The 23,707-nt window shown below is 44.2% G+C and carries 24 protein-coding genes; 6 read left to right on the top strand and 18 right to left on the bottom strand.

What is annotated here, in order from left to right:
* Positions 1–52: 52 nt before the first annotated feature.
* The 10 genes from JJ941_RS02590 to JJ941_RS02545 form a co-directional block, all read right to left on the bottom strand.
* A complete protein-coding gene (locus JJ941_RS02590) occupies positions 53–700 on the bottom strand; it encodes a T9SS type A sorting domain-containing protein (protein WP_290962036.1) in 648 nt (215 codons plus the stop codon).
* Between the two features lies 1 nt (position 701).
* Positions 702–1,610: a hypothetical protein gene (locus JJ941_RS02585; RefSeq protein WP_290962035.1), complete on the bottom strand. Its 909-nt coding sequence runs from the start codon at positions 1,608–1,610 to the stop codon at positions 702–704.
* Between the two features lie 15 nt (positions 1,611–1,625).
* Positions 1,626–2,600: a hypothetical protein gene (locus JJ941_RS02580; protein ID WP_290962033.1), complete on the bottom strand. Its 975-nt coding sequence runs from the start codon at positions 2,598–2,600 to the stop codon at positions 1,626–1,628.
* A gap of 290 nt (positions 2,601–2,890) precedes the next feature.
* Positions 2,891–4,603: an AAA family ATPase gene (locus JJ941_RS02575; RefSeq protein WP_290962031.1), complete on the bottom strand. Its 1,713-nt coding sequence runs from the start codon at positions 4,601–4,603 to the stop codon at positions 2,891–2,893.
* Between the two features lie 90 nt (positions 4,604–4,693).
* Positions 4,694–5,971 (bottom strand): hemolysin family protein, encoded by a 1,278-nt coding sequence (locus JJ941_RS02570; protein ID WP_290962029.1) that lies wholly within the window; start codon positions 5,969–5,971, stop codon positions 4,694–4,696.
* A gap of 88 nt (positions 5,972–6,059) precedes the next feature.
* Complete coding sequence (locus JJ941_RS02565; protein WP_290962027.1) at positions 6,060–6,839, bottom strand: enoyl-CoA hydratase-related protein; 780 nt, start codon at positions 6,837–6,839, stop codon at positions 6,060–6,062.
* 3 nt (positions 6,840–6,842) lie between these two features.
* On the bottom strand, positions 6,843–7,727 hold the full coding sequence (locus JJ941_RS02560; RefSeq protein WP_290962025.1) for a hypothetical protein: 885 nt from the start codon (positions 7,725–7,727) through the stop codon (positions 6,843–6,845).
* Positions 7,724–8,188, bottom strand: a complete 465-nt coding sequence (locus JJ941_RS02555; protein ID WP_290962023.1) for a hypothetical protein — start codon at positions 8,186–8,188, stop codon at positions 7,724–7,726. Before JJ941_RS02555 ends, JJ941_RS02560 begins: the two co-directional genes overlap by 4 nt.
* A 9-nt stretch (positions 8,189–8,197) precedes the next feature.
* A complete protein-coding gene (locus JJ941_RS02550) occupies positions 8,198–8,950 on the bottom strand; it encodes a PspA/IM30 family protein (protein WP_255134829.1) in 753 nt (250 codons plus the stop codon).
* Between the two features lie 75 nt (positions 8,951–9,025).
* Entirely contained in the window at positions 9,026–10,369 is a 1,344-nt protein-coding gene (locus JJ941_RS02545) for a thymidine phosphorylase (RefSeq protein WP_290962020.1), read from the bottom strand.
* A gap of 50 nt (positions 10,370–10,419) precedes the next feature.
* On the opposite strand from JJ941_RS02545, the gene JJ941_RS02540 reads away from it, so the two are divergent.
* From JJ941_RS02540 to JJ941_RS02525, 4 genes are all read left to right on the top strand, one after another.
* Complete coding sequence (locus JJ941_RS02540; protein ID WP_290962018.1) at positions 10,420–11,532, top strand: 4-phosphoerythronate dehydrogenase; 1,113 nt, start codon at positions 10,420–10,422, stop codon at positions 11,530–11,532.
* 21 nt (positions 11,533–11,553) lie between these two features.
* Complete coding sequence (locus JJ941_RS02535) at positions 11,554–13,269, top strand: T9SS type A sorting domain-containing protein (protein WP_290962016.1); 1,716 nt, start codon at positions 11,554–11,556, stop codon at positions 13,267–13,269.
* 92 nt (positions 13,270–13,361) lie between these two features.
* Entirely contained in the window at positions 13,362–13,853 is a 492-nt protein-coding gene (locus JJ941_RS02530) for a hypothetical protein (RefSeq protein WP_290962014.1), read from the top strand.
* Positions 13,840–14,385, top strand: coding sequence for a hypothetical protein (locus JJ941_RS02525; RefSeq protein WP_290962012.1), 546 nt, complete (start codon positions 13,840–13,842; stop codon positions 14,383–14,385). Before JJ941_RS02530 ends, JJ941_RS02525 begins: the two co-directional genes overlap by 14 nt.
* Before the next feature lie 33 nt (positions 14,386–14,418).
* Here JJ941_RS02525 and JJ941_RS02520 read toward each other — a convergent pair whose 3' ends face one another.
* Positions 14,419–15,243, bottom strand: a complete 825-nt coding sequence (locus JJ941_RS02520) for a hypothetical protein (protein WP_290962010.1) — start codon at positions 15,241–15,243, stop codon at positions 14,419–14,421.
* Positions 15,244–15,381: 138 nt separating this feature from the next.
* Between JJ941_RS02520 and JJ941_RS02515 the strand changes: the two genes are divergently transcribed.
* Complete coding sequence (locus tag JJ941_RS02515) at positions 15,382–16,752, top strand: glycoside hydrolase family 3 N-terminal domain-containing protein (protein WP_290962008.1); 1,371 nt, start codon at positions 15,382–15,384, stop codon at positions 16,750–16,752.
* Positions 16,753–16,818: 66 nt separating this feature from the next.
* On the opposite strand, the gene JJ941_RS02510 is transcribed toward JJ941_RS02515, so the two are convergent.
* From JJ941_RS02510 to JJ941_RS02480, 7 genes are all read right to left on the bottom strand, one after another.
* Complete coding sequence (locus JJ941_RS02510) at positions 16,819–17,235, bottom strand: DUF6567 family protein (protein ID WP_290962006.1); 417 nt, start codon at positions 17,233–17,235, stop codon at positions 16,819–16,821.
* A 173-nt stretch (positions 17,236–17,408) separates the two neighbouring features.
* Positions 17,409–17,903: a DUF1772 domain-containing protein gene (locus JJ941_RS02505; RefSeq protein ID WP_290962004.1), complete on the bottom strand. Its 495-nt coding sequence runs from the start codon at positions 17,901–17,903 to the stop codon at positions 17,409–17,411.
* A gap of 102 nt (positions 17,904–18,005) precedes the next feature.
* Positions 18,006–18,452, bottom strand: coding sequence for a hypothetical protein (locus JJ941_RS02500; protein ID WP_290962002.1), 447 nt, complete (start codon positions 18,450–18,452; stop codon positions 18,006–18,008).
* A gap of 178 nt (positions 18,453–18,630) precedes the next feature.
* The gene (locus tag JJ941_RS02495) at positions 18,631–19,125 is read right to left on the bottom strand and encodes a hypothetical protein (RefSeq protein WP_290962001.1); all 495 of its coding nucleotides are present in this window, start codon (positions 19,123–19,125) and stop codon (positions 18,631–18,633) included.
* Positions 19,126–19,139: 14 nt separating this feature from the next.
* Positions 19,140–19,592: a DUF3592 domain-containing protein gene (locus JJ941_RS02490; protein ID WP_290962000.1), complete on the bottom strand. Its 453-nt coding sequence runs from the start codon at positions 19,590–19,592 to the stop codon at positions 19,140–19,142.
* 442 nt (positions 19,593–20,034) lie between these two features.
* Entirely contained in the window at positions 20,035–20,577 is a 543-nt protein-coding gene (locus tag JJ941_RS02485; RefSeq protein ID WP_290961998.1) for a cysteine hydrolase family protein, read from the bottom strand.
* A gap of 90 nt (positions 20,578–20,667) precedes the next feature.
* A complete protein-coding gene (locus JJ941_RS02480) occupies positions 20,668–21,426 on the bottom strand; it encodes a TatD family hydrolase (protein WP_290961996.1) in 759 nt (252 codons plus the stop codon).
* Positions 21,427–21,730: 304 nt separating this feature from the next.
* On the opposite strand from JJ941_RS02480, the gene nagB reads away from it, so the two are divergent.
* The gene (gene nagB / locus JJ941_RS02475) at positions 21,731–23,659 is read left to right on the top strand and encodes a glucosamine-6-phosphate deaminase (protein ID WP_290961994.1); all 1,929 of its coding nucleotides are present in this window, start codon (positions 21,731–21,733) and stop codon (positions 23,657–23,659) included.
* The last annotated feature ends 48 nt before the right edge of the window (positions 23,660–23,707 follow it).

Raw genomic sequence — 23,707 nt, 5'->3', positions numbered from 1 at the left:
CCTCGTTCGGTACGCCTTTTGGAAGCTCCGGCTTTCAGTACAAAAGAACCTTCTACTTCACCAGCAGCATTTTACGTTGTTCGGTAACCTGCTTGCCACTCTCTGTTTTCCCAACAAAACGATACAAATACACTCCGCTGGCATAGGAGGAAGCATTCCACCGGAACTGGTATTTACCGGGTTTTTGTGAGGCATTCACCGGTTCGCTCACCAACTGTCCAAGAATATTAAAAATTTGAACCGTCACTTTGGTCTGCTCCGGAAGCTGATAAGAAATAGTCGTGGCCGGGTTAAACGGATTCGGAAAGTTGGCAAATAGCTTAAAATCGGCCGGAGCATCGCTTGCGAGTTGGAAATTCTTTTCTCCTATAACTCTCCCCTGTTGAGTGATCTGAAAGGTAAGCGCATAAACCTCTCCCACTTCAACCTTCTCACCCGCATCAAACCGGAAGGTGATTATTTGGCTATCACCGGATGAAATATTATCTAAATGCAGTTCATCAGCTGAAAGAGATATCCAATCCGGGATTTCTACGGCTTGTACTAAAAGGTCTTGGCCATTTTCCTGACCGGAATTTACCACTTCCAGTTGAAGCGTATTTCCTTTACTGGCAAAAGGAATGGTATAAGTTTGAGCCGCAGCCGGAAATGTTCCAATGATAGCTGTAATGATCAGGGCAAAAGCTTTGAAAAAATTCATTTCAGTTCCCCCTGCCGGAATCCAGCTTATCCATCAAATACTCCGCATTAAAATACAGCAGCGCATACCCCTCTTCGGTAATATGCTTCCCCCGCTGAGCTTCAACCTGATTGATAAATGCATGGAGCACGTTCCGGGCCTGCTTGGGTTTATCCCGTTCAAGGTGTCTGCGGAAATTACGAAGTTTTACCTGCAGGCTGTTGCAGATACCCTGGTTGGTAATCCAGCCCAGTTCTTCGCAGGAGCGGTAACGAAAAGTCTCGAGAGAGTCGGTAAAGGAAATAAGATTCATAGTAGGATTAGGGCTCCAAGGACCTAGGGTTTTCTTCAAAACCCCACTTTTTAAAGTGAGTAATGAATCAACCACTTCACCTAACCTCCCTGTAGGTCCTTGAGGCTCTGAGGGAAAAGAATACCACACATAATTCTTTGAGTAGCTGTTCTTTATAGAAGGTATCCCATTACTAACATATGAAAACCCATTCAAAGTATCGCCAGAAGAAATTCCTGGAATATCTCCCCCAACTTTCGCCCAAGATGTCTCCCTATATCGACTTAAATAACTACCATCCCATTGATTATTAGGTGTTAAAATTTCATTAACAGGTTCATCTAATAGTATAGAAAACTCATATAATGGGTAAAGTGCATCCATTTGATTATTTATGGTATATGAGTATTCGAACTGTCCCGTTGACAATGATTTTACGTCCGCTAAAATCCTTGGAGATACATTATCACCAGGCATTACTGTTCCAGTAAAAAGGGAATCATTGCTTTCCCATTGATAGATTATTCTGAAATAGCCCTTTTCAGTATCAAAGGTTAATTGATTTATTATCTGCTGACCAAAAACATTTTGAGAAGTATAGACTAACAGAATTGGCACTATAAATTTGAGATATTTCATAATAACGTCTACTAATTAATAGAAGTAAACATGATAATGTTCATTTTTACCACTACCATGAATTCCAGATTTCCGGTTTGCACCATGTAAAATTATCTGTCGTTGGAAAGCCCTGTTTACATAGACTTCATTCCCTTCTGTATCGAGTACTGGGGTACCATTTCCATCTAAAAGCCTGGTAAGAAGTACACCATTTCTCCCGTTACCTATTGGAAATTTTCTTGTTGTTCTGATATCAGCATCTCGTCCTACCCTGTGATAATCGTGGGCCGCACGATGCAATCTCGTTAACCATCTACCTTCAAGGTCAAACTTTCCTCCATTTGGTAAACTTAAATCGTTAATATTCAATGGTACTTGTCTATCATCTTGCTCAGAATCAGATGCTACAAGATTAGCCCAATTATTAGCTAACGAAATCAAACTATCCACAAATTCTTGTGTGCCAAAGTGATTATTATCTGGAGATCTGTTGTTTTGATATCGTGAATCAACGCGTGGCCCATGGTGGCGAGGCGTTCCCCCTACTTTTGATAAGTTATTTCCATTAGGTAAAAGAACCAAACCAGGTACTTTTACTGCAAGCGTATCGTCTGCAAACAACGTATCTCTATTGATATTTGTTTGGGCCACCATTCTGATCTTTCCTCCAAATTCAGGTGCCCTATATCTCAATCGTATCTCCCCATCTTCATTAGTAACGGTTTCTATTCGCCCTTGAGCTGAATCAGCTTCTGCTATATCTACTATCCAACCCATTATATTTTGTGGGGGCTGTGCAAGATCATTTCCACCACTATGATTATGGCCTCCGGAACCTTCAATCCATTCAGTACTAATGGTCACCCCTTGGTCAGATATTGGGCTACCACTATTAAACATTTTCACAATTATTTCTCCAATTGTATTATCTACTTGTGCAAAATCAAATAAAGTACTCGCTCCACCTTGAGGTATAGATGGCCAAACCTGAGCTGAATCTGGTAACATTATTTCAATCTGGATAGATGGTTGAATGGTCACCGAAATATCTTCTTTCGTCCTCGTTCGGAACGCCTTTTGGAAGCTCCGGCTTCCAGTACAAAAGAACCTTCTACTTCACCAGCAGCATTTTACGTTGTTCGGTAACCTGCTTGCCATTCTCTGTTTCGACTGATTCCGTAGTAGCAGAATCAGCAAAAAGCAGAATTACGGCACTCATGTCCTGATAGCAAAAAAGCAGCCCAAATTATTTCAGGCTGCTTCAACCAAAAGTTTTAGTTTTTTTGGGGAATTAAACCTTAACCCACCCGAAACTTCAATTCGTCAATTTTTGAGAGAATTTCATCCCGGTTCATATCCCGGTATCGTTCAGGCAGTAATTCCTTGGACGTACATTCAATGACGGCACTCAAGGTCTGAAGCTCTACTTCCTCCGGATAGGTTGGCGGAAGGAAATCGGCCAGTGCAGCATCCAGGACTTCCGGGGTTACTTTCTTCTTGCCTTCTGCAGCTGCACGGAATTTGGCCCGGGTTAAAGCTGCTTCCATATCTGCACCGGAAAAGGTTTTAAAGCCTTCTTCGATTACCGCAGGAATGTATTTCTCAGTCATCTGAAGGCCGGTTTTCTTCCGCATGGCTTCAAAAAGTTCCACGCGTTCTTCATTGGTATGAGGCGGGAACAGGGCAAGGTGTTCCTCGGCTCTTCCCTGTCGTTTCAGGTCAATAGGCATGAGGTCAGGTCGGGCCGTCATCAGGAACCAGACAATGCGTCCGCGGTTGGTGGTATCACTCATAAAGGTAGCGATCTGTGAGAATACGCGACTTGAAACTCCGCTGTCCCCGCTTGCATCACGGTCGCCAAGGTAGGCGTCGGCTTCATCAATCATAACCGCTACAGGGGCCATAGCTTTAAGCAATGAAAGTATCTTCTCCAGATTCCCTTCGGTAACCCCTTGCCATTGGCTTCGGAAGTTTTTGAGTTTCACCATCGGGATGCCCACTTCGCTGGCAAAACAGGTCACTAAAAAGGTTTTACCGGTTCCCACCGGACCACAAACCAGATATCCCATGGGCATTACATCCTGCCGGCCGGCTTTCAGCGCTTTAACGGATTGGCGTAAATGCTTTTTCACATGGGTATGTCCGGCCACATTATCCAGCGAGTACTCGGTTTCCACGAACTCCAGCAGTCCGTATGCTTCTGCTTCAATCAGTTCCTTTTTGGTTTCGGATAAGCCGTCAAAGGTGATCTTTTCTTTATTCTCCCGGGCATGAGATAACACGCTCCGGATGTTTACAAAATTCAAGCCTGCCGTTTGCTGAGCTACAATCTCCGGTTTCACTTCCGAAATATCTTTCCAGGTGTCATCCCGGGTTTCGTAGTCAATAAAATCTCTTCGTTCCTGCTCGGCGGGGATATCAATTTTAATATCCGTGGTGTAAGGGTTTTGGACCAGTGTTTTGTTCAGGTCGGCCAGGTTCTCGGTTATCATCACGGTGGTAAAATCGGAAGCCAGGAACATAGGGTCATGGGCCCATCGCGATAAATAGACCATGGAAGTCCGGTCTTCATTCCCGATAGAAGCTGCATCACTCATTGGCACAATGGTCTCGGCATAATCGATGATCAGTGCCACACTTTTCTTTTGATCGAGGCGGAGACGGAAATACTGCTCCAGCAGCGACATCACCCGAACCGGGTCTTTCGGCATTTTCTTGGCGTATTCGGTGCCCACCAAACTATCCCGCCCGGCAATGGCCTGATTGAAATCAGCCTGAGACTCTTTATCCCGAAAATAGATACCGGAAGCGCGGTCATAGAAAATCACAAAGTCACGAGCCCCGAAAAATTCATCCGAGAGAAAGGATTTAAGGCGGTGAAATTCCGTTCCTTCATCGGTTTTCAGAGAAACCAGGTCATGAACGTTTCCGTGCAGTATAAACTGATTAATGGTTCTGCTCAGATACTTCCGGGCAAATTCGCGCGACCATTTTGGATAGTGATCAAACATGTGTTTTACGTTATGAAAGTGTGAAGGTGTTTACGTGCGAACGTGTTTATAGATTTCCATTTGTAAACACGTTCGCACGTAAACACATAATTACTCGATTAAAATGAGCTTAACCGTTTCAATGCGGCTGGGTGTGGCTTTACTGATAATGAATTTTTTGCCCTCAATCACCACTTCCTCATTTACTTTTGGAATACGCCCTAAATGATTGATTATGAATCCCGCTACGGTATCGTACTGAGAAGGTTCCAGCGGAAGTTCAATTTCTGCAAATTTTTCCATCAGCTCATGGATCTCCACATTCCCGCTTACCACATAGGTATTTTCGGAAAGCTTCTTCATAATTTCATCTTCAACATCATATTCGTCCTGAATGTCACCCACTACCTCTTCCAGTAAATCCTCGATGGTGACCATCCCGGCAGTGCCTCCATATTCATCCAGAACGATGGCTACCGACATATTCGACTGGCGGAATTCGGTGAGCAAAGCTTTCGATTTTTTACTGGACGGCACCAGCTTAACCGGACGTATGATCTCGTTCAGGGATTTGGGCGAATGGAAAAAATCGTGCGCAAACACAACCCCAATCACATCGTCAATAGATTCCCTGTACACCGGGAGCTTGGAATGGCCGGATTGTATAAACATATTCAGCACTTCTTCAATAGGCGCATCTTTTTCAACCGCTTCAATTTCGATGCGGGGTATCATAGAGTCTTTAACCCGCTTATTGGAAAGCTCCAATACATTATGCAGAATCTCGGAGTCATCCTCGTCAATATCTTCACTCCCCCCGCTGTCCCGCAGTTCTTTGAAGATCATTTCCACGTCCTGCCTCCGGTAGTAGCTTTCCACCACCTCTGCATCGCTTACCAGCCAGCGGATCAGGATATTGGATGAACCCTTCGAAATTTCGATAAGCGGGCGAAACAGGTAATAGGCAATCCGAAGAGGAATCGAAATAACGGCGATCATATTATCAGCCAGTGCCCGGAAAATAGCTTTGGGCAAAATCTCCCCGAACAACATAATGACCACAGATGCGATAATGGTCTGTATAATCAGGATCTGTATTTCAGAAGGGACCAAACCAAACCAGGCTTCGCTGTACACTTGGATAGGCTCAACCAGAAATATGGCCATAAACGTAGCATAAAGCACATTTACGATATTATTCCCAACCAGCGTCGTAGTTAAGAAAGTCTCCGGTTTGCGTGTAAAAAACTCAATTGAGTTGGACAGAAAGTTGTTCTTGCGTGAAGCAACTTCCAGCTTAAGCTTATTAGCCGTAACAAAGGCGATTTCCGACCCTGAAAAAAAGCCACTCAGAAGAACAGTTATGAAAATCAGGGCAAACTCAAACATAGTTTACCCCGTTTTTATCAGGTGTGAAGAGAAAAAGAAATGTGCTACCCGATGGAGGTTCGTCTTTCATTCAAAAATCAGTTCGTTTCTATTTACCGGAGAAATTAGGTTTTCTCTTTTCAAGAAAAGCGCCGGTACCTTCCTTAAAATCAGCCGTACCGCATAATTCTCCAAACAGCCGGGCTTCGGTTTCAAATCCTTTTCCGGAACCGGCTTCCTGAACAGCCTGAATAGCGTTTTTAATAGCTAAAGGGCCTTGCTTCATGATTTTAGTCAGCATTGATTTGGCCTCATCAATCGCGGAATGTTCTGTCACCTGGTTTACCAAACCGATTTCAAAAGCTTCATCTGCTTTTACCTGTCGGCCGGTCATAATTAATTCCAGAGCTTTACCGCGACCTACAAGCCGGGTAAGTCGCTGCGTTCCGCCATAACCGGGAATCAGTCCCAGGCTGACTTCCGGCAACCCGAAAGCGGCTTTTTCGAATGCAATTCTTAAATGGCAGGCCATAGCCAGTTCACATCCCCCGCCAAGGGCATAGCCGTTTACGGCTGCGATCACCGGAATGGTCAGGTCTTCGATCTTTTGAAAAATATCCTGTCCTTTTTTGGATACTTTTTCTCCGGAAACCGGATCCAGCGAGCTCAGCTCTTTGATATCTGCACCGGCCACGAAAGCTTTTTCTCCGGCCCCGGTAATCACCAGCGACTTAACCTGATAATTCTCTTTGATGTCATCAATAGCCTGGTCGAGTTCATCCAACACCTGATTGTTGAGGGCGTTGAGTTTATCGGGGCGGTTAATGGTAAGCGTGCAAATGCCTGATTCATCGACTTCTACAAGAAGCGTTTCGTAAATCTGGTCCATATTCTATTCTTTGACTTTCTTAGCGGGTTTTATTTCCGTTTGTACCTCATCAGAGAGTTCATCCAAAATGGAATCAAAATCCAAGTCGTTCTCCCATTCGGTAGTGTACTCGGGTAAAATATCCTGATCTAAGTCGTCAATCAATTGTGAAGTTTCTTCTACTTCGGTCAGTAGGTTATCAAGCTGGAAGCCGATCTCTTCCGGGTTGCTCATGGTCATAGACTGCTCGTAGATATACCTGACGGCATCTTCAATGGTTTCCAGGTGCGTTTCACAAACCAGGTATTTCTCTTTGGCCACGTTAAATTTCTTGAGTCGCTTTTGCATAATAGCAACACGGCGGGCTTTTGTGCGCTTCAACTTCTCTGATTCCAGCGTCTTGATTTCTTCAATTTGCCGTATCACTTCTTCCTTCAGGCTGCTTTCCAGAGACGTGTTCAGATACACTTCATATCGTTTAATCAGGTCAAGCAGGGTCAGGTAATTTCCGAGCAGCTCATCGATCTTCTTCCCGATATTATCCAGCAAGCCCTGCGAGCTGTATGGTAATTTCTCAAAGTTTTCCTGTACCAGTTTAGCCAGATGCTTCAGTACCAGAAATCGTTTCTGCGACTTATTATCAAGTGACTGAAACAGCTCTTTTTCGTTATTGGCTGCATGGCGTTCTTTAATCTTCTTCAGTTCCAGCTTTTTGCGGAAGCGCGGCAATTTGGGGACAATGCCCAGGTACATGAGTTCCAGGCCGAACACAGAAGTGAGTAAAAGGCTGGAAAAATCCCCCATGCCGGTCATAAAAAAAGCCGTGAGCGTGGAAACCAGCAGCACCCCTAAGTTAATAGGGTTCATGAAGGCTTCCCGGGTATAATTGATATTCAGTTCGTCACTCATGATTCAGGTTCTGATGAATTATCTTTGCTATCTGAAGACGGCTTTTTGTTACCAATTGTTTTCTCAGTACGGATTTCATCGGCATGTTTTTCGATCTCATTATAGAGCATGCCCATTTCGGCCTTCACTTGCTTCAGAGTCTGCTTGGCTTTCTGCTTCTTCAGTTCTTCGTCAAGCTCTTCTTTTTTAATTTTACTGCCTGCAGTGGTGTCTTCGTCTTCCAGGCTGTCCATAGCTACATCCAGCCGGGCCTCCACGTTAGAGACCTTTTCGCGCACTTTCCCGAGAAACTCATCAACAGTCCCAAGAAGATTGTCGGCATTCATGTTATTGACTGCCTGGGAGATCTTCCCTTTCTGCTCGGCTCGTTTAAGCCGCTCCTTCGCCTCTTTAATACGCCGATAGTGCTCTTTGTATTCTTCTTTGAGACGTTCCCGTTCTTGTTCACTTTTGCTGCTCATGGCGATTTCCTATGAACTGCTTTTTTCTTTGTTGCCAACAGTTTTAGAGCTGTCTTTTTCTTTAGCCGGTTCTTCTTCATCAATGTTGATGGACCCGCTCTTCTCACCCATTTCCATCTTGAACTGTTCTACTAAGGACTTGGCGCGCAGTTTCTCAGCATTGGCTTCGATTTCCATGGTTTCAGTATCAATGCTGTCGAGTGCGATTTCCATACGGGCTTCGTTTTTAGCCGACTGCTCGTTGATTCGGTTAATCATCTCATCGTGAGTAGCATCAATTCCACCTACCTCAAACTGTTCCAGCGTATCCGCAATCTTGGCTTGCCATTCGGAGCGCTCGCTTGCACGCAATGCTTCTTTGGCTTCCTGGATCTTGCGATCTTTTTCACGCATGAATACTTTTTTCACCTTAATCGCTTTTTCGTAGGCTTTTTCAGCAAAGGCAAGCTGATCTTTGGTGTGTGCATAATTTTCTTTGGCTTTCTCTAATTGAAGAGCATATCCCTCGGCAATATCATCACGATCGGCCTGGATAGCGGACTTCACTTTTGCCGTCAAATCCTGAATCGCTTTTTCATTTCGATTCATTTCTTTTTGGAGCATCAACAGGTTGGCTTTAACCGTAGCGATATTCTCGTTCATCTGGGGAATTTGGTCATTCAGGTCCCGGATGTTTTGCTCAAGGATGAGCTTTGGGTCTTCCATTGAGCTTATTAAGCCACCGAACATGGACTTGATTGCGCGGATAAATCGTTGAAACATAGTACTTTCCTTTATTTTTTAATGCCCTGTTAAACTACAAACTAAATTAACCGATTATTAGTGTATTTCAAGCAGTTAAAGCTCAAATGCCCTGCTGCCTTTTTTGTCTATTGTATGACTCACCAAATGCACTGCTTCGGGTTTAGTTTCGGCAATAGTAACTGCCCCGAATAATTGCTCGCTTGCAGCGTCTATTGCTGATGGCTTGTTCGTAAGTCCGGTCAAAATTGTTTCACCTTTTGAGATTTTGTCTCCAACTTTCTTTTGAAGCACAATTCCGGCCTGGGGATCTACGTCATCTTCTTTGGTTTTCCGTCCGGCTCCGAGTTCTACCGAGGCCATTCCAATTTCAAAGGAATCCATAGCTGAAACGTAGCCTTCCTTTTTCGCTTTTATCTCAAACTCAAATTGGGCTTTGGGGTATTTTTGCGGTGATTTAATCATTTCCACATCCCCATGCTGTTCTTCAACAATATCCAGCCATTTCCGGAAGGCGGCTCCGTTTTCAATTTGCTCTTTACTGAGCTCAATACCTTCGGAAACATCTCCGGCTTTACCACCCAGATAAATCATGGTTCCCGCCAGTAAGTGAGTGATTTCCATGATATCATCCGGGCCGTTCCCGTGCATGGCGTCAATACATTCTTCCACTTCCAGCCAGTTTCCGATTTTATAACCCAGCGGCTGATTCATATTCGTCACATAAGCGATGGTTTCTTTCTCAAATTGGGTGCCAATTCCAACCAGTGCCTCTCCCAGCTTTATGGCTTCTTCTGTTGTTTTCATAAAAGCGCCGGAGCCTACTTTCACATCTAAAACCAATGCATCTATACCTTCCGCCAGTTTTTTACTCATGATGCTTCCGGCAATCAGCGGAATAGATTCTACCGTGGCTGTTACATCACGCAGGGCATACAGGCGCTTATCGGCGGGGGCAATTTCTTTGGTTTGACCGGCCAGTACCAAATCATGTTTACCAATGATTTCCTTGTAACGCGCGAGGTCCATATCCACCGTAAAGCCGGGAATAGATTCAAGTTTGTCTAAGGTGCCTCCGGTATGTCCGAGTCCACGCCCGGAAATCATTGGAACCGGCACTCCGGCTGCCGCCACAATGGGTGCTAAAATGAGCGAAAGCTTATCCCCAACTCCGCCTGTTGAATGCTTGTCCACCTTTTTTCCGGCTACGTGAGACAGGTCAACAATTTCCCCGGAATGCAGCATGGCTTCAGTAAAAGCCGCCGACTCCTCATCATTCATCCCGTTTAAAAAAGCCGCCATCAAGAAGGCGCTTATCTGATAATCAGGAATCTCATCAGCGGTATATAAATTAATGAGATGCTGTATCTCCTCTTTCTCGAGGGTTTTTCCATCCCGTTTTTTGCGAATAAGTGAAACTATATTGTATTTTGAATCCATATCGAAGTATAGGCTTAATCAAACTTTTTTTCTCACTCAATCAGCATTTTTTGATACACGTTTCAGCCGACCAAAATCTGTATAAAATCAAAGAGCTTATCCCTCCACAAACAGAGCTCTCCCTGTACAACCCTTCAGAGGGAATTCCGGATCTTACACAGGCTGACGCCATGCTGTTGAGAACGGTAACTCATTTAACTGAAGAATCTTTCCCGAACCCGCCTGCCACACTGAAATTTATCGGCACCGGATCATCCGGAACCGATCACCTTGATAATGAACACCTTGAGGGAAAAGGAATTACCCTTGCCAGCTCCAATGGATGTAATGCCCGGGCAGTTGCTGAGTATGTAATGACAGCCCTATTGTTGTGGAAAGAGAAAAAGCAACCTAAGGAATCGTTTGGAAAAGTCGGGGTGATAGGTGTTGGCAAAGCCGGGTCTGCAGTTGTTGACTTACTTTCCGGTTTCGATATTGATTGTGTGCTTTACGACCCGCCCCGGCAGCAAAGAGATCCTGATTTCACTTCTGCTTCGCTACAAGAGGTTTTGGGTTGTGACATCCTCACCTTTCATGCTCCCCTTAGTAAAAAGGGACCTCATGCTACCTACCACTGGCTGGATGAAGAAAAATTAGCCGGCAGATCCTTTAAGTTGATTATCAACGCTGCGCGGGGTGGAGTGATTGACGAGCTGGCCCTGATGAAATATTACGTAGAAGGTAAAATCGGGGATTACATTCTGGATGTGTGGGAAAGGGAGCCTGACTTTAATACAGAGGTAGCCAAACATGCCTTCATAGCTACGCCGCATATTGCCGGCTATTCTGAACAGGCAAAAGTAAATGCCACCAAAATGATTTGTGATCAGCTGGCTTCTTTTTTTGAGCTGGGTTCCGGTTCGGCTCACTATGAAATCCCGGAACGGGTTGAAGACCTGGCTCATATTCAATACGACCTGACCAAGCTGATCACCCGCCTTAACCCTATCCTGGAATATGATAAAGCATTAAGGGATTTATCCGACCGACCGGATAAAGGAGTCCTATTCCGCAATTTGAGGAATGAGTGGCCACTTCGGTATGAGTATGCTTCTCTTAAAATTCGTAAAGAGTTACTCAGGGAGTTCAAAGAAATTCATATGTTAGGGGTTCACCCCGTTTAAATGACTCCAAATGGTGTTTTTATGCGACCATGTACCAGTAAAACACTTCTTCTTTCTCTTTTATGGATATTCTACATAGGATTAGGGGGCCTTTCCGGACAGCCTGTACAATATTCGGTTGAAGATTCTGTGATAGCTCGGGTAGGTGATGATTTTTATGGAATTCAATACCACTCCAACACCTACAGCTCTCCCATACTTCAGGAAAAGTTATCTGAAATCCCCATTAAAAAAGTCCGTATTTGGGCAAGACCTAATCAGATCCGGCCAAATCTGGAAGAGTGGAACTGGTCGGGGCTTGATAATAAGGTCAATGAAGTAATCAATGCTGGCTATGAGCCTATCGTGTGTATTTTCCAGGCTGAAGATTGGTATACCGGTACCCCGGAAAACCCCTGGTGGAATGACACTTCTGCAGTAAATCAATGGCTTACATTGTCAGAAGAACTGGCAGGCAGGTACGCAGATGAGATTGAGTACATCATTTTGTTCGACGAGCTGAACTACCTGCATCAGGACAATCCCTATTACATTTCCTTTTCGAAGGCTGCGGATTTATATATTCAAACAGCTTCAACGATTAAGGCTGTTGATCCTGACTTAAAAGTTGGAGGACCTTCAGGATTCAACGGGTGGGAAAACGGGCATTGGGGAAATTACGTTTTCAATCAAACCGAACACGATACCTTACTCGATTTCATTTCTTCAAATATTTTTCTTTCGTGGGATAAAGATGATTCCGACCAATCTATCATCAATAAAACCATATGGTATGAGGAGGCCCCGAAGAAAATCCGGAGTATGCTCAACTCAACCCACTCTCCCACACTAATGCTGGATGCCTATAATGCTTCAGCACTTTGGACTATCGATGGAACCAAAGACGGTGAGTTATGGACCGATCCCAGAAATGTGAATACTTTCGGTGGAGTTTACCAGGCACTTGCCCAGCTTCACAGTACTAAAGGTGGTTTTGATATCACCCTTAAATGGGAAACAATAGGCGGTTACGGCATATTCAATTGGTATCCTGACTTCAACGAACTTCCCACCTATTATAGCTGGGAACTCATGGCTAAACGCGGAGCTCTTAAACCCGGATCCGAGCTAATCAAAATTACGACGACTGAAATTCCCCTACAGGACCTGCCGCATCACTCGGGTATGAATGTGGATGGCTACCGGGTGCAGCCGTTTGCAATCCGGGATTCCGAAAACAACATCAAGGTTATTCTTATCAACAAAACAGACAGCCTGCAAGAAGCAAATATTACTCCTCCGGCTGAAATGAACAGCTTTCAGTTGTATCAATTTCATGAATCCCGAACGCAAAATACTCTGGCAGCAGTTGACTCTGGCAGCGTGGATGATAATTTACTTCTGGAACTTCCTCCGCTAAGTATCAACATAATCAGTTATTCCGAAAGCAGCCTGCTTACGTCAACAGAAACAGAAAAGTCAGGTTCTGAACCCGATCAATTTACTCTTTTTCAGAACTACCCGAACCCTTTTAACCCTACTACTTCCATTGCCTTCAGGCTTTCAGAAACAAGTTTTGTAGAACTCTCCGTTTATAATGCCCGCGGACAGAAAGTGAAGGAATTTTACGGAAACCGGTTGGCTGCCGGTGAACATTCTTTGCTATTTGACGGAAGCGGACTTTCATCCGGTATTTACTTTTACCGGCTTACTGTTGACGGTAATACTGAGGTCAGGAAGTTTGCACTGATCAAATAGCATTCATTTCTATACTTAAACTATCGGTAGTATTTTTTCTGAAATTGTTGCATAATCGGGCTACTGAATCTCGCTAACCCTAAGTTCGCCGGATGAATAACAAGTTCAACCTCCTTATCACTGCCTGCCTGTTTGGCCTGTTATTTACGGGATGTAAAACCTGGCATACGCTGGAGTATGAAACCGACAATCAGCCCATACAAATGGGGTCCCATTTATCAACTGTTCCTTTGGATACCCTGGGTGTAATCAGTGGATATTATCGCTTCCATTCTGAGGATGCTGTTTATTCTGAAGCAGAAAACATAGCGGTGACTTTAGGGGGTGACGAATACGTTGAAGAAAATATCACTACAACTATTTACCGTTCGCTGGATGATAATCCCGATCACTTCATTGCTGATGGTGTTTTCCAGGTTGAAGTGGAACAAGGAATGACTTTTTGGGGATTCTTGAGAACGGTAATTGCCGGAGCTATAACGGGTGGGGAATCAACCGGCGGGGAGTTCTCGACACAGACCATTCGTCATTCCGGGGTTGTCTATAAAATAACACCTAACACCAATCGGGATGAAAACGAATAACACCAAACTGTTTTCACTGGCAATTCTTTTCTTTACCGGAGTTCTCACATCGGGATGCTCGGTGGGTGCAAAAATAGCCGTGAGCACCACGGATGTACAATATCCAGTTTCACAGACCAACAGCTTTTACACCCAACAGAATCAGCTTACAACGGAAGATCAGTACGAAGCCTTAAAGGATTTCGGCTTCACCTTTACAAAGTGGGGTGTTTCTTCAATGATTGAGATCAAAAACAGTGAAGATATATCCAACCGTCTCAACAAAATCATTGAAAAGCATGATGGGGATGCGATCGTTAATCTTCGTATTTCTGTAAATAACCCTGCCGGGAAAAATGGTCTTTTGTGGTTTTCCAAAACACTCACTACGACAGCATCTGTTCTCTTTACTTTTCTGGCAATAGCCGATCCCCAGCCGGAATTTACGGCCATAGCTGTAAGTTCCACAGGACTCACTTTATTCACTCCCGCCGCGGCTGATATAAAAGTGGAAGGAACCGTAGTTCGAATAACCGATTATACTTCTGATTAAAAATACTTCGGTTATCGGTCTGAGTTAGGTACTTCACTCTCCATGCGAAAGAAGGTCGATATCTATTGCACCTTCTCTGGTGAAAGTGCTATTCCATTCAGGCTGATTCATCAACTTTTTCAGCTCAACCGATTCTCCATTTACTTCAGCAACAGGATAAACAAGGCGCAGCCCGTGGCTGTAGTCCTCATATTCTTCATCATGAACTGTTGAAAGCGGCTGAATAGGATCATTCACAGCATAATGCCATCCGTAAATAGCTACTCTCCCACCTTGTTGTGTCAATCGATTTGTAATCACAACGTCCTTCTTATGTCCGGCAACCAGTCGCCCGTTTTCAACTCCTGCAAGCTGTTCCTCTATCATCTCATTGTGCCGGTGGTAGTAGTCATTGCTTCTCATTTGTTCACCGGGCTTCATCGGAATGGGAGTTAGACTAAATTGAGCCTGCGCATACATAGAATCCACCATAACCGCTGTGGGCAGGTACATGTTGGTAGCCCTGGCAATTTCTTGAGCAGAAGGCATTGAAAGCGGGAACCGTATGAAATCATCATTAGTGCCTATCGACAAATAATCACTGGTCACCCAGATTGTCGCGGTTTCACCACCGGCATTTCTGAACTGTACAGGAACCAATTTCCGCAGAAATGATGGGATGTTTCCTTCTAAAATCCAGCTTACAGCCTCTTCCTGGCGGGATTGATAATTCAATGAAGCTGTTTCTTTGAGGAAGTCACTTCCGGTTATAGATTGTGAAATTGAGGGATGAGGCAATTCCAAAACCGGTGTTTGCAACGCATTCTGAGCACTCACAGAAGTGCTTAGCATCAGCAATAAAATCAAGGTATATTTCATGGGGTGCATCTTACATGATTAGCTATCAATATACTTCGGCGTTTAAGATTTTTACAAAAAAAGAACCCGCCCTGTTTTTTAAATCTAATTCAAATGCTTAGGATTGGCAGTTCATTTTCATTCTTACAATCCATTGCCTTGAGACGAATAGCTACTTTAAGTTTACTCACTTTCTTACTCTCCCTCCCCCTGCTTTCCGAGGCACAGACCCTTCAGGAAAAAATTGGCCAGATGATTATGGTTGGCGTTGAAACCAGCCAGGAACACCAGGATTCTTTGAAGTATGACATCGAGCACCGAAACCTGGGCGGGGTGTTGTTGTTCGCATATAACCTTCGTTTTCCCAGCCAGATACGCAGCCAAAATTCGAGATTTCAAGGACTGGCAGACACCCCTTTATTTCTGGCCACAGATCAGGAAGGCGGTATTGTAGCCCGCCTTGATGAGCAAAACGGCTTTGAGCGAACTTTCTCGGCACATAAACTGGGCACCGAATTTAATTCCGAAGATTCCACACGAAAGCAGGCCGCGCTAATGGCCGGCTGGATGGCGAATACCGGGTTAAACATGAACCTGGCACCGGTAGTGGATGTAAATGTTGATCCCAACAGCCCGGCTATAGGCGGACTGGATCGCAGTTTTTCGACGGATGAACAGGTTGTTTATCAACATGCCTCCTGGTTTGTGGATGAGTTTCATAAACAAAATATTACCACCTCACTCAAGCATTTTCCCGGTCATGGAAGCGCTGTATCTGACTCCCATGAAGGGTTTACCGACATCACCGACACATGGGAAGACCGTGAACTCGACCCTTTCCGTTTTCTTATTGAAGATGGATACAACGATGCCGTTATGACCGGACATCTATTTAATCAAAATTGGGATGAAGACTACCCGGCCTCCCTCTCTTCCTATGCCGTCACCGACATTCTGAGAGACAGCCTTGGATTTAACGGGGTTGTGATTTCCGATGAGCTTTTTATGGGCGCCGTTCAGGAAAATTACGGAATGGATGAAGCCATTGTTCAGGTGGTGAATTCTGACACAGACATTCTTTTGTTCAACACCAATTTGTATCAGGACAAATCCCTTCCGGCCTATATCATCTCACTCATTTCAGAAAAAGTAGAAGCCGGCGTTATTGATGAAGCCACCATCACCGCTTCTTATAATCGCATTATGACTCTGAAGGATACCCGCATCCCAACCAGTAACGAAGTGGATTATGAACCGCAGGAGCTTCCCGATCAGGTTGACATCGCCAACTACCCGAACCCCTTTAACCCTTCCACTACCATTACGGTGTCTTTAGATCAGTCCAGTCAGGTACAGGTACAAGTCTTTAACTCCATTGGTCAGCGGGTGCAAACACTTGCCCAAACACAGCTCTCATCAGGTGTGCATAACTTTACTTTTGACGGAAGAAGCCTCAGCTCCGGCATGTACCTCGTAGTGGTGAGTACTCCGGAAACCCGTCAGGTGCACAAAATGATGCTCATCAAATAATGAGCATAAAAAAAGTCCACCGCTCAAAAGAACGATGGACTGTATTATCTGTTAGATTCGAATAGATCAGTCGAATTCGATTACATCGGCGGTGATGGTAACCTTCGCTTTGGTATAGAGAACTAAGTTAGTTGTTCCGGCATCGTACTGAATGTTTACCAAAGCCAGTTTTCTGCCTTCAACCGGAGAGTTTGCTGCTTCAAAGTTAGCCCACAAATCTTCACGGGCATCTTTATAAAGCATTTTTCCATCTCCTATCGGAATAAGTCCAACTGCGTTAGTTGCCATTCCCCAGGAGTAGCTGGCACCCAGGATATATGCTGATTCAGACGTACCTGAAACATTTTTGGCTACGATGGAGTAGTTCCCTTCGCTCAGTTCTACCTGAGTATTGTTACTTGCTACGAAAACCCCGGCATTACCACATCCTGCTAATACTAATACAGAAGTAAGCAGTACAATTATTGTATATGATTTCATCATGATGAATTTATGATATGAGTTCAGTTATGGAGAAAGCTTATGAATTAACGTGCCTTTAAAAAAATAAATGAGTGGTTAAATCATTTCTTCTCACCTGATTGCCTTAACGAAATATTCACGAAGAAGTTCAGGTAGATTTGGGATACGATGAGTACCCATTGATAACTGTAAGCTTAGAGTAAGAAAAGTAATAGGATAAGCAACAATGCCGTAATATTGGAGAAAGCCGTTCGAATGATATTCCATTTTACCCACTTCTCTTCAAAATTAGTGCGGGCGGTTTGTAGTTCTTCTTCGTCCATCTCATCTACATCCAGCATTTGTAAAGCATCATTCAGGGGAATATTGATGCGGACAGTTGGTAACTGAACACCAAGAAAGTAAGTAGCAATGGCAAGGATCATAAAAACCCAACCTGTTGTATCCAGTTCTCCCACCCCTAATACGGCCGTGACAACCAAAGCAATAATCGAACCTACCCAAAATATCATAAATAGCGCCTGACCGTTTTGAATGACCCGGTCGATAGCCTGAAATGCCCGGATAAATTCTCCGTCATTAAGGTTTTTGATACCCGGCATTACCACAATGGAAAAAGCCATTAAAAAACCACCAACCACCGAACAAAAAAAGGTGGCAAGAATCAGTGTAATCTGAAAAATATCCATGTAACGAGCTCCCCGAAAATCATTTATTAATACTGTTATTAATTTGAAATGTAGTTAAGCCTTTTCAATTAATCTACCAATATAAAACGGGCGGGATTAAAATTAGTCCGGTGTATTTGTCCACGCGATGTCGTCTTTAGTTACGACCAGCTCAAAATAATCAGAATCAGATACCAGGCTGGATATATCTATAGGTCCGCCTACTTCCATCATCGGTTCTCCCCAAAGTCCCACTTCGGTAGGTGTGACGCTAAACACGTGATAGACTCCGTTTGCATTCCGGGCATGTAATCCATCCTCTGAAATCTCATCGGCCGGGAACGCTATTTTGTGGAAGGTAAAACCGTCAAAGCTTCCCCCTCCACCGCCAAGCATAGGGGGTTTTTGCAAATAACTCTGCACGGAGGCCGAAATGGTTATCAGATCCTGCCGAACGGCATCGTTATTCATAGAATTAGAGGCATCCCCAAACACTGTAATGGCGATAACCGTTGCGATACCCACTAATACTGCTACCAGTATCACCAGGAGTAGTTGTTGCTGTCCCATAAGCCTAACGTAGATTGATTTTGCTTCATAATATTGAAGTATGGGAAATAACGGAATTAGAAATAATTTAGATACTTCTCGGCCAACGGGTTTCGGAGATAATAGAAAAGCTATAATCTATTGTCACTTTCTTATGGCTAAAACTCTGCTGAGCCGTGTTAATTGGTTCTATAAACTACTATCCATAGTACTTTACCCAGTATAATAGAAAAGGCAATAAAGCCATCAGAGCAGTTGTAATTATACCGGCTATTCCGGGTTTAATCAGAAAACTTTTTTCCGGCTTTTTAGGATTATAAAATACAATAACATCGCCCTTCTGATTCTTTGTTACCCTGTTTAACTGATTTTTAAGGATAAACCTGAAGTTATGTGAGGCTACTACCGTCCAGGCAGTTAATCTGTGCCCCTTGTATTCCTTGCCATTTACCTGGTATAAATAAGCGGTTTCTGTGATATAATCATCTTCGCTTTTATCCCACTCAGCAGCTCCAAACCTTTGCAAATCACTTTTTATTAACGTTCCGGCTACCCCCGGCCATAAACTTGTTCTTATTTGGTAAACAACTGAAATCAACAATACAACAGATGCATATACTGCTGCCCAGAAGAAAATCCCCTGGGTTGATCCCTCAAGAAGTAAACCCCACATTTCTATCAAATAGTTAGTCATTTATTCTTTACCAATTAACTCATTATAGCTACCACTATTCCAATAAAGACAGCAAATAAGGCCAGAATCAGATCACTGTATCGCTTATTCCCGGAGCGAAGACCAGGGATTAGAACGGATTCATTCGGTTTAGCCGGATTGTAATATACATCCACTGCTTGGTCCGGGGAATTATTCTCAGCAAATTCAATGGTCTCCGGGTACATCATCGTATAAAATGCCACTGTAGAACTTTCATATACCTTACCTTTCAAGATATACTCATACTTAACCGACAACTTTTCAGCATCTTTCATCTCGCCATCAATATTTCGTTTTCCCCACAGTTCAACGCTTACCAATTTCCCGTTTGCCACAGGCCAGTCTTCACTTTGCTTTGCTCTTCTATGATTCCTGACTGCATGTATTACTAAATAAACTCCAAAAAGAGTAAATGCTATTCCAACTAATAGAGGAAGGTTCATCATTGTTATAATATGGCTCACCACACATGTAGCGCTGGGTTAGAGGTTTACGGAAGTAGCAAAATTAACTCCACTCAATCAAGTTCAACTGTTAAATCTCATGGTACTCGTTCAGAAGCTCCAGCTTCGGAACGCATGTGGTAAGCTCTGCTTACATGGTACTGGGATAACAGCATTCTTGATTGGAGTATCAAGGCAGATATATTATAGGACCTTCCATCTGTTTATGGTGAACCTCAGGCGAATAACCCTTAGTTGGACCAGGTGGTCCTCAGTAGCATTCCCAACCGGGTGGTTGGGAACGAGATCCAAGGAAATTAATATAGAATTCTACAGCTTCATCATACTTGAAGATTCTGAAAGTTGGTATTCCCTTGAATTTGATTTGACTCATGGTTTTAGGTTTAAAGCATAACAGCCCAGTGATAAGCAGCAGGACATCAATTTAAAACTGGTTCAACTCAATCTCGTTTTCTGCCTTTAGTGATACAAACCATTCATTTAGTAAAGAATTATGATGATTAATTATTTGTGATGCAGTAAGGTCGTCAGTATCCCAGGTGCTATGAGAATCTTTAACCAATGTCACTTCATAGCCAAGACTAAATGCCCTCCTACAAATAGTATCTATACAATATTCGGTTTGGATTCCAGCTATTATCACTCTGTTAATTTTATTTGAATCTAATATGCCTATAAGATTTGTATCATAAAATGAATCAGGAGTATGCTTTTGCACAATAAAATCATCATTGGTGAGATCCAGACCCGGGTGGATCTGCCAATCGTTTGTACCCTGCTCTAAAGGGTGTCCTTTTCCTCCATTGTGTTGAATGAATACAATTGGGATCACCGCATTTCTTGCTTTCTCTATCAAACGAGATACGTTTGAAAGTAACTTTTCAGACTCAAAAACTGCGGGGATAGTCGAGCCATTAAAAACGCCAACTTGCATATCAACAACTATAAGTGCAGTATCTTTTGCCAAAACAACTTTGATTCAATAGTGTTAAAGTTTTTTGCATAACACCCTCTCGCTCTCCTAAGATAATACCTTACCCCTCATTTTCAACGGCAATCAAATCCCAAATAACCGCTTCGCTGTCTCCGTGGTTTTGATGTCTATTTCCTCCAGACTCAGATCAAAAATGTCGGCGAGTTTTTGAGCGGTGTATTTCATGAAAGCCGGTTCGTTGCGTTTGCCGCGCTTTGGGGTGGGCGACAGATATGGGGCATCAGTTTCCAACACCATCTTATCCAGCAGGAGCTGAGCTACGGTTTTATCCACTCCCCCGTTTTTAAAGGTTACCACGCCGCCGATCCCGAGATGAAATCCAAACCCGATGGCCCGTTTGCCTTCTTCCACCGTTCCGTTAAAGCAGTGCCAGATGCCGGTCAGGCTGCCATCCTGCTCCTCTTCCAGGATGTCAAGCACATCGTCCGTACTCTCCCGGTTGTGGATAATGATCGGCTTCTGCACTTCTTTAGCCACTTTACAATGAACGCGAAGGCTGCGCTTCTGCTCCTCCACATGATCGGTGCTCCAGTAATAATCCAGCCCGGTCTCTCCCACTCCGTAGATATCTTCTTTTGAACAAAGCCCTAACAGTTGTTCTTCAAAATCATCCGGCAGGCTCTCCACATCGCAAGGGTGTATGCCCGCCATTTTGTAGAAATCAATTTCAGAATGACTCAGCTTATCCATCTGCCCCAGCGAATCGAAATCGATAGCCGGCATGAATATGGCTTTTACTCCGGCTTCTGCTGCTCGCCGGTTTACTTCAGCACGGTCTTCATCAAATTTAGGAAGGTATATATGGGAATGGGTGTCTATCACGTGGTTGGTGCTTGTTTAATTAAAATGCCACTAAAGATCCTGAATCAATTTCATGATGACAACCAAATATCCGGATCCATTTCGGATTGAGAACTTTGACAAATTCAGCATCCTCAAAATCACCAGGCGCCTCATCTATACATAAGGGACACATTATGTTAACAAATTGTTGCTTTAGGTAAAACTGCCCAACATCGTATTGAATTAATCATTTTAAGCGTTATTTTGCGGGTTCTATCTTTTTCAGACCTGCTGTCTTAACGCGGGCTTTGCATCGAAATTAACATCTAATCAATTATTGTTTATGTCTTCTACTCCACTCATCCGCCCTGAGTTTGAAAAGTATGAGAAAGTGCCTACCAAAGTTTTTGATACGGCCAAAATTGCTTCTAAATATGCCGCTGATGAAATTGTTTCACTGATACGAGATAAAGCGGCCAAAGGTGAGCAAGCAGTCCTGGGACTTGCAACCGGTTCCACTCCAACGCAGCTGTATGATGAGCTGGTGCGGATGCATAAAGAGGAAGGGCTGAGTTTTGAGAATGTAGTCACCTTCAACCTGGACGAATACTACCCGATGGAGCCGGACTCCATTCACAGTTATGTCCATTTTATGCACGAGTATCTCTTTGACCATGTGGACATCAAAGAAGAAAATATCCACATCCCCGATGGTACACTGGATCGGGAAGACGTGTACGATTTTTGCCAAAAATACGAAGAGAAAATTGATGCCCTTGGCGGATTGGATATCCAGATTCTGGGTATCGGGCGAACCGGTCACGTTGGCTTTAATGAGCCCGGTTCATCCATCAATTCTAAAACCCGCCTCATTGCTTTAGACAGCCTGACGATATTAGATGCCGCCAGTGGATTCTTTGGTGTTGAAAATGTTCCCCGTCGCGCCATCACCATGGGGGTTGGAACTATTATGAAAGCCGACCGCATCTTCCTGATGGCCTGGGGCGAAGGCAAGGCTAAGATTGTTCAAAAGGCTATTGAAGGGGACATCACCAGCCAGATTCCGGCTACCTTCCTTCAAAAGCACGAGAACGTAGAATTCCTCCTCGATGATGCTTCTTCGGCAGAACTTACACGTACCAAAACTCCGTGGCTGGTCGGCCCTATTGACTGGACAGACGAGCTGCTTAGAAAAGCGGTGGTATGGTTAAGCCTCTATCTGGAGAAACCAATCCTCAAGCTTACGGATGAAGATTACAGTGAGCATGGCATGAACGATGTATTGATTGACATTGGCCGCGCTTACAATGTGAACATCCGCATTTTTAACGAGATTCAGCATACCATTACCGGATGGCCCGGCGGAAAACCCAACGAAGACGACACCTACCGTCCGGAACGAAAATCACCGGCTAAAAAACGCGTGCTTATTTTCAGTCCCCACCCGGATGACGATGTAATTTCAATGGGCGGTACTTTTATCCGCCTGGTGGATCAGGGACATGAAGTTCATGTAGCCTATCAGACGTCGGGTAACATCGCCGTTTTTGATGACGAAGCCATTCGTTTTGCCGATTTCGTAACCGATTACCACGAAAGTTTTGGATTGGAGAATGAAGAATCAGCTGAGCTTTTTGAGGAAGTAAGAGCTTCCATCAAGAATAAGAAACCCGGCGAAGTGGATTCCGATGAAGTGAAAACCATTAAGGGAATGATTCGACGCGGAGAGGCGAAAGCAGCCTGTCGGTATGTGGGCATCCCCGATGAGAACATGCACTTCCTGGATCTTCCGTTTTATGAAACAGGGAAAGTGCGTAAAAAGCCTATTGGCCCGGAAGACATTGAGATCACTAAAAATATTATACAGCAGGTGAAACCCCATCAGATTTATGCAGCGGGCGACTTATCCGATCCGCACGGTACGCACCGGGTGTGTCTGGATGCTGTTTTCACCGCTTTGCGTGAACTGAAGGATGAGCCGTGGATGCAAGAATGCTGGACGTGGTTATACCGCGGTGCCTGGCAGGAATGGGATATTGAGGACATTGAAATGGCAGTGCCACTCAGCCCCGAAGAAACAGACCGCAAGCGTAAAGCCATCTTCAAGCATCAGTCGCAGAAAGACCGACCTCTGTTCCCCGGAACCGACAAGCGGGAATTCTGGCAGCGTGCCGATGACCGAACCCGCGGCACCGCCGAACTCTACGACAAGCTGGGGCTGGCTGAGTACGAAGCCATGGAAGCCTTCGTGCGCTGGAAAGAGCTGGATTGACATTTTTAAACATTTAAAAGCGAAAGAAATATTTCTTTCGCTTTTTTT

It is taken from the genome of Gracilimonas sp. (assembly GCF_017641085.1).
Taxonomy (GTDB): domain Bacteria; phylum Bacteroidota; class Rhodothermia; order Balneolales; family Balneolaceae; genus Gracilimonas.
The sequence above is the reverse complement of the archived record's forward strand: the minus strand, read 5'-3'. Positions and strand labels throughout refer to the sequence as shown.

What these genes read in the sequence shown, in the direction of transcription:
- JJ941_RS02590 (WP_290962036.1), bottom strand. Translation starts at nt 700, where the DNA reads ATGAATTTTTTCAAAGCTTTTGCCCTGATCATTACAGCTATCATTGGA.
- JJ941_RS02585 (WP_290962035.1), bottom strand. Translation starts at nt 1,610, where the DNA reads ATGAAATATCTCAAATTTATAGTGCCAATTCTGTTAGTCTATACTTCT.
- JJ941_RS02580 (WP_290962033.1), bottom strand. Translation starts at nt 2,600, where the DNA reads ATGTTACCAGATTCAGCTCAGGTTTGGCCATCTATACCTCAAGGTGGA.
- JJ941_RS02575 (WP_290962031.1), bottom strand. Translation starts at nt 4,603, where the DNA reads ATGTTTGATCACTATCCAAAATGGTCGCGCGAATTTGCCCGGAAGTAT.
- JJ941_RS02570 (WP_290962029.1), bottom strand. Translation starts at nt 5,971, where the DNA reads ATGTTTGAGTTTGCCCTGATTTTCATAACTGTTCTTCTGAGTGGCTTT.
- JJ941_RS02565 (WP_290962027.1), bottom strand. Translation starts at nt 6,839, where the DNA reads ATGGACCAGATTTACGAAACGCTTCTTGTAGAAGTCGATGAATCAGGC.
- JJ941_RS02560 (WP_290962025.1), bottom strand. Translation starts at nt 7,727, where the DNA reads ATGAGTGACGAACTGAATATCAATTATACCCGGGAAGCCTTCATGAAC.
- JJ941_RS02555 (WP_290962023.1), bottom strand. Translation starts at nt 8,188, where the DNA reads ATGAGCAGCAAAAGTGAACAAGAACGGGAACGTCTCAAAGAAGAATAC.
- JJ941_RS02550 (WP_255134829.1), bottom strand. Translation starts at nt 8,950, where the DNA reads ATGTTTCAACGATTTATCCGCGCAATCAAGTCCATGTTCGGTGGCTTA.
- JJ941_RS02545 (WP_290962020.1), bottom strand. Translation starts at nt 10,369, where the DNA reads ATGGATTCAAAATACAATATAGTTTCACTTATTCGCAAAAAACGGGAT.
- JJ941_RS02535 (WP_290962016.1), top strand. Translation starts at nt 11,554, where the DNA reads ATGCGACCATGTACCAGTAAAACACTTCTTCTTTCTCTTTTATGGATA.
- JJ941_RS02530 (WP_290962014.1), top strand. Translation starts at nt 13,362, where the DNA reads ATGAATAACAAGTTCAACCTCCTTATCACTGCCTGCCTGTTTGGCCTG.
- JJ941_RS02525 (WP_290962012.1), top strand. Translation starts at nt 13,840, where the DNA reads ATGAAAACGAATAACACCAAACTGTTTTCACTGGCAATTCTTTTCTTT.
- JJ941_RS02520 (WP_290962010.1), bottom strand. Translation starts at nt 15,243, where the DNA reads ATGAAATATACCTTGATTTTATTGCTGATGCTAAGCACTTCTGTGAGT.
- JJ941_RS02510 (WP_290962006.1), bottom strand. Translation starts at nt 17,235, where the DNA reads ATGATGAAATCATATACAATAATTGTACTGCTTACTTCTGTATTAGTA.
- JJ941_RS02505 (WP_290962004.1), bottom strand. Translation starts at nt 17,903, where the DNA reads ATGGATATTTTTCAGATTACACTGATTCTTGCCACCTTTTTTTGTTCG.
- JJ941_RS02500 (WP_290962002.1), bottom strand. Translation starts at nt 18,452, where the DNA reads ATGGGACAGCAACAACTACTCCTGGTGATACTGGTAGCAGTATTAGTG.
- JJ941_RS02495 (WP_290962001.1), bottom strand. Translation starts at nt 19,125, where the DNA reads ATGACTAACTATTTGATAGAAATGTGGGGTTTACTTCTTGAGGGATCA.
- JJ941_RS02490 (WP_290962000.1), bottom strand. Translation starts at nt 19,592, where the DNA reads ATGATGAACCTTCCTCTATTAGTTGGAATAGCATTTACTCTTTTTGGA.
- nagB (WP_290961994.1), top strand. Translation starts at nt 21,731, where the DNA reads ATGTCTTCTACTCCACTCATCCGCCCTGAGTTTGAAAAGTATGAGAAA.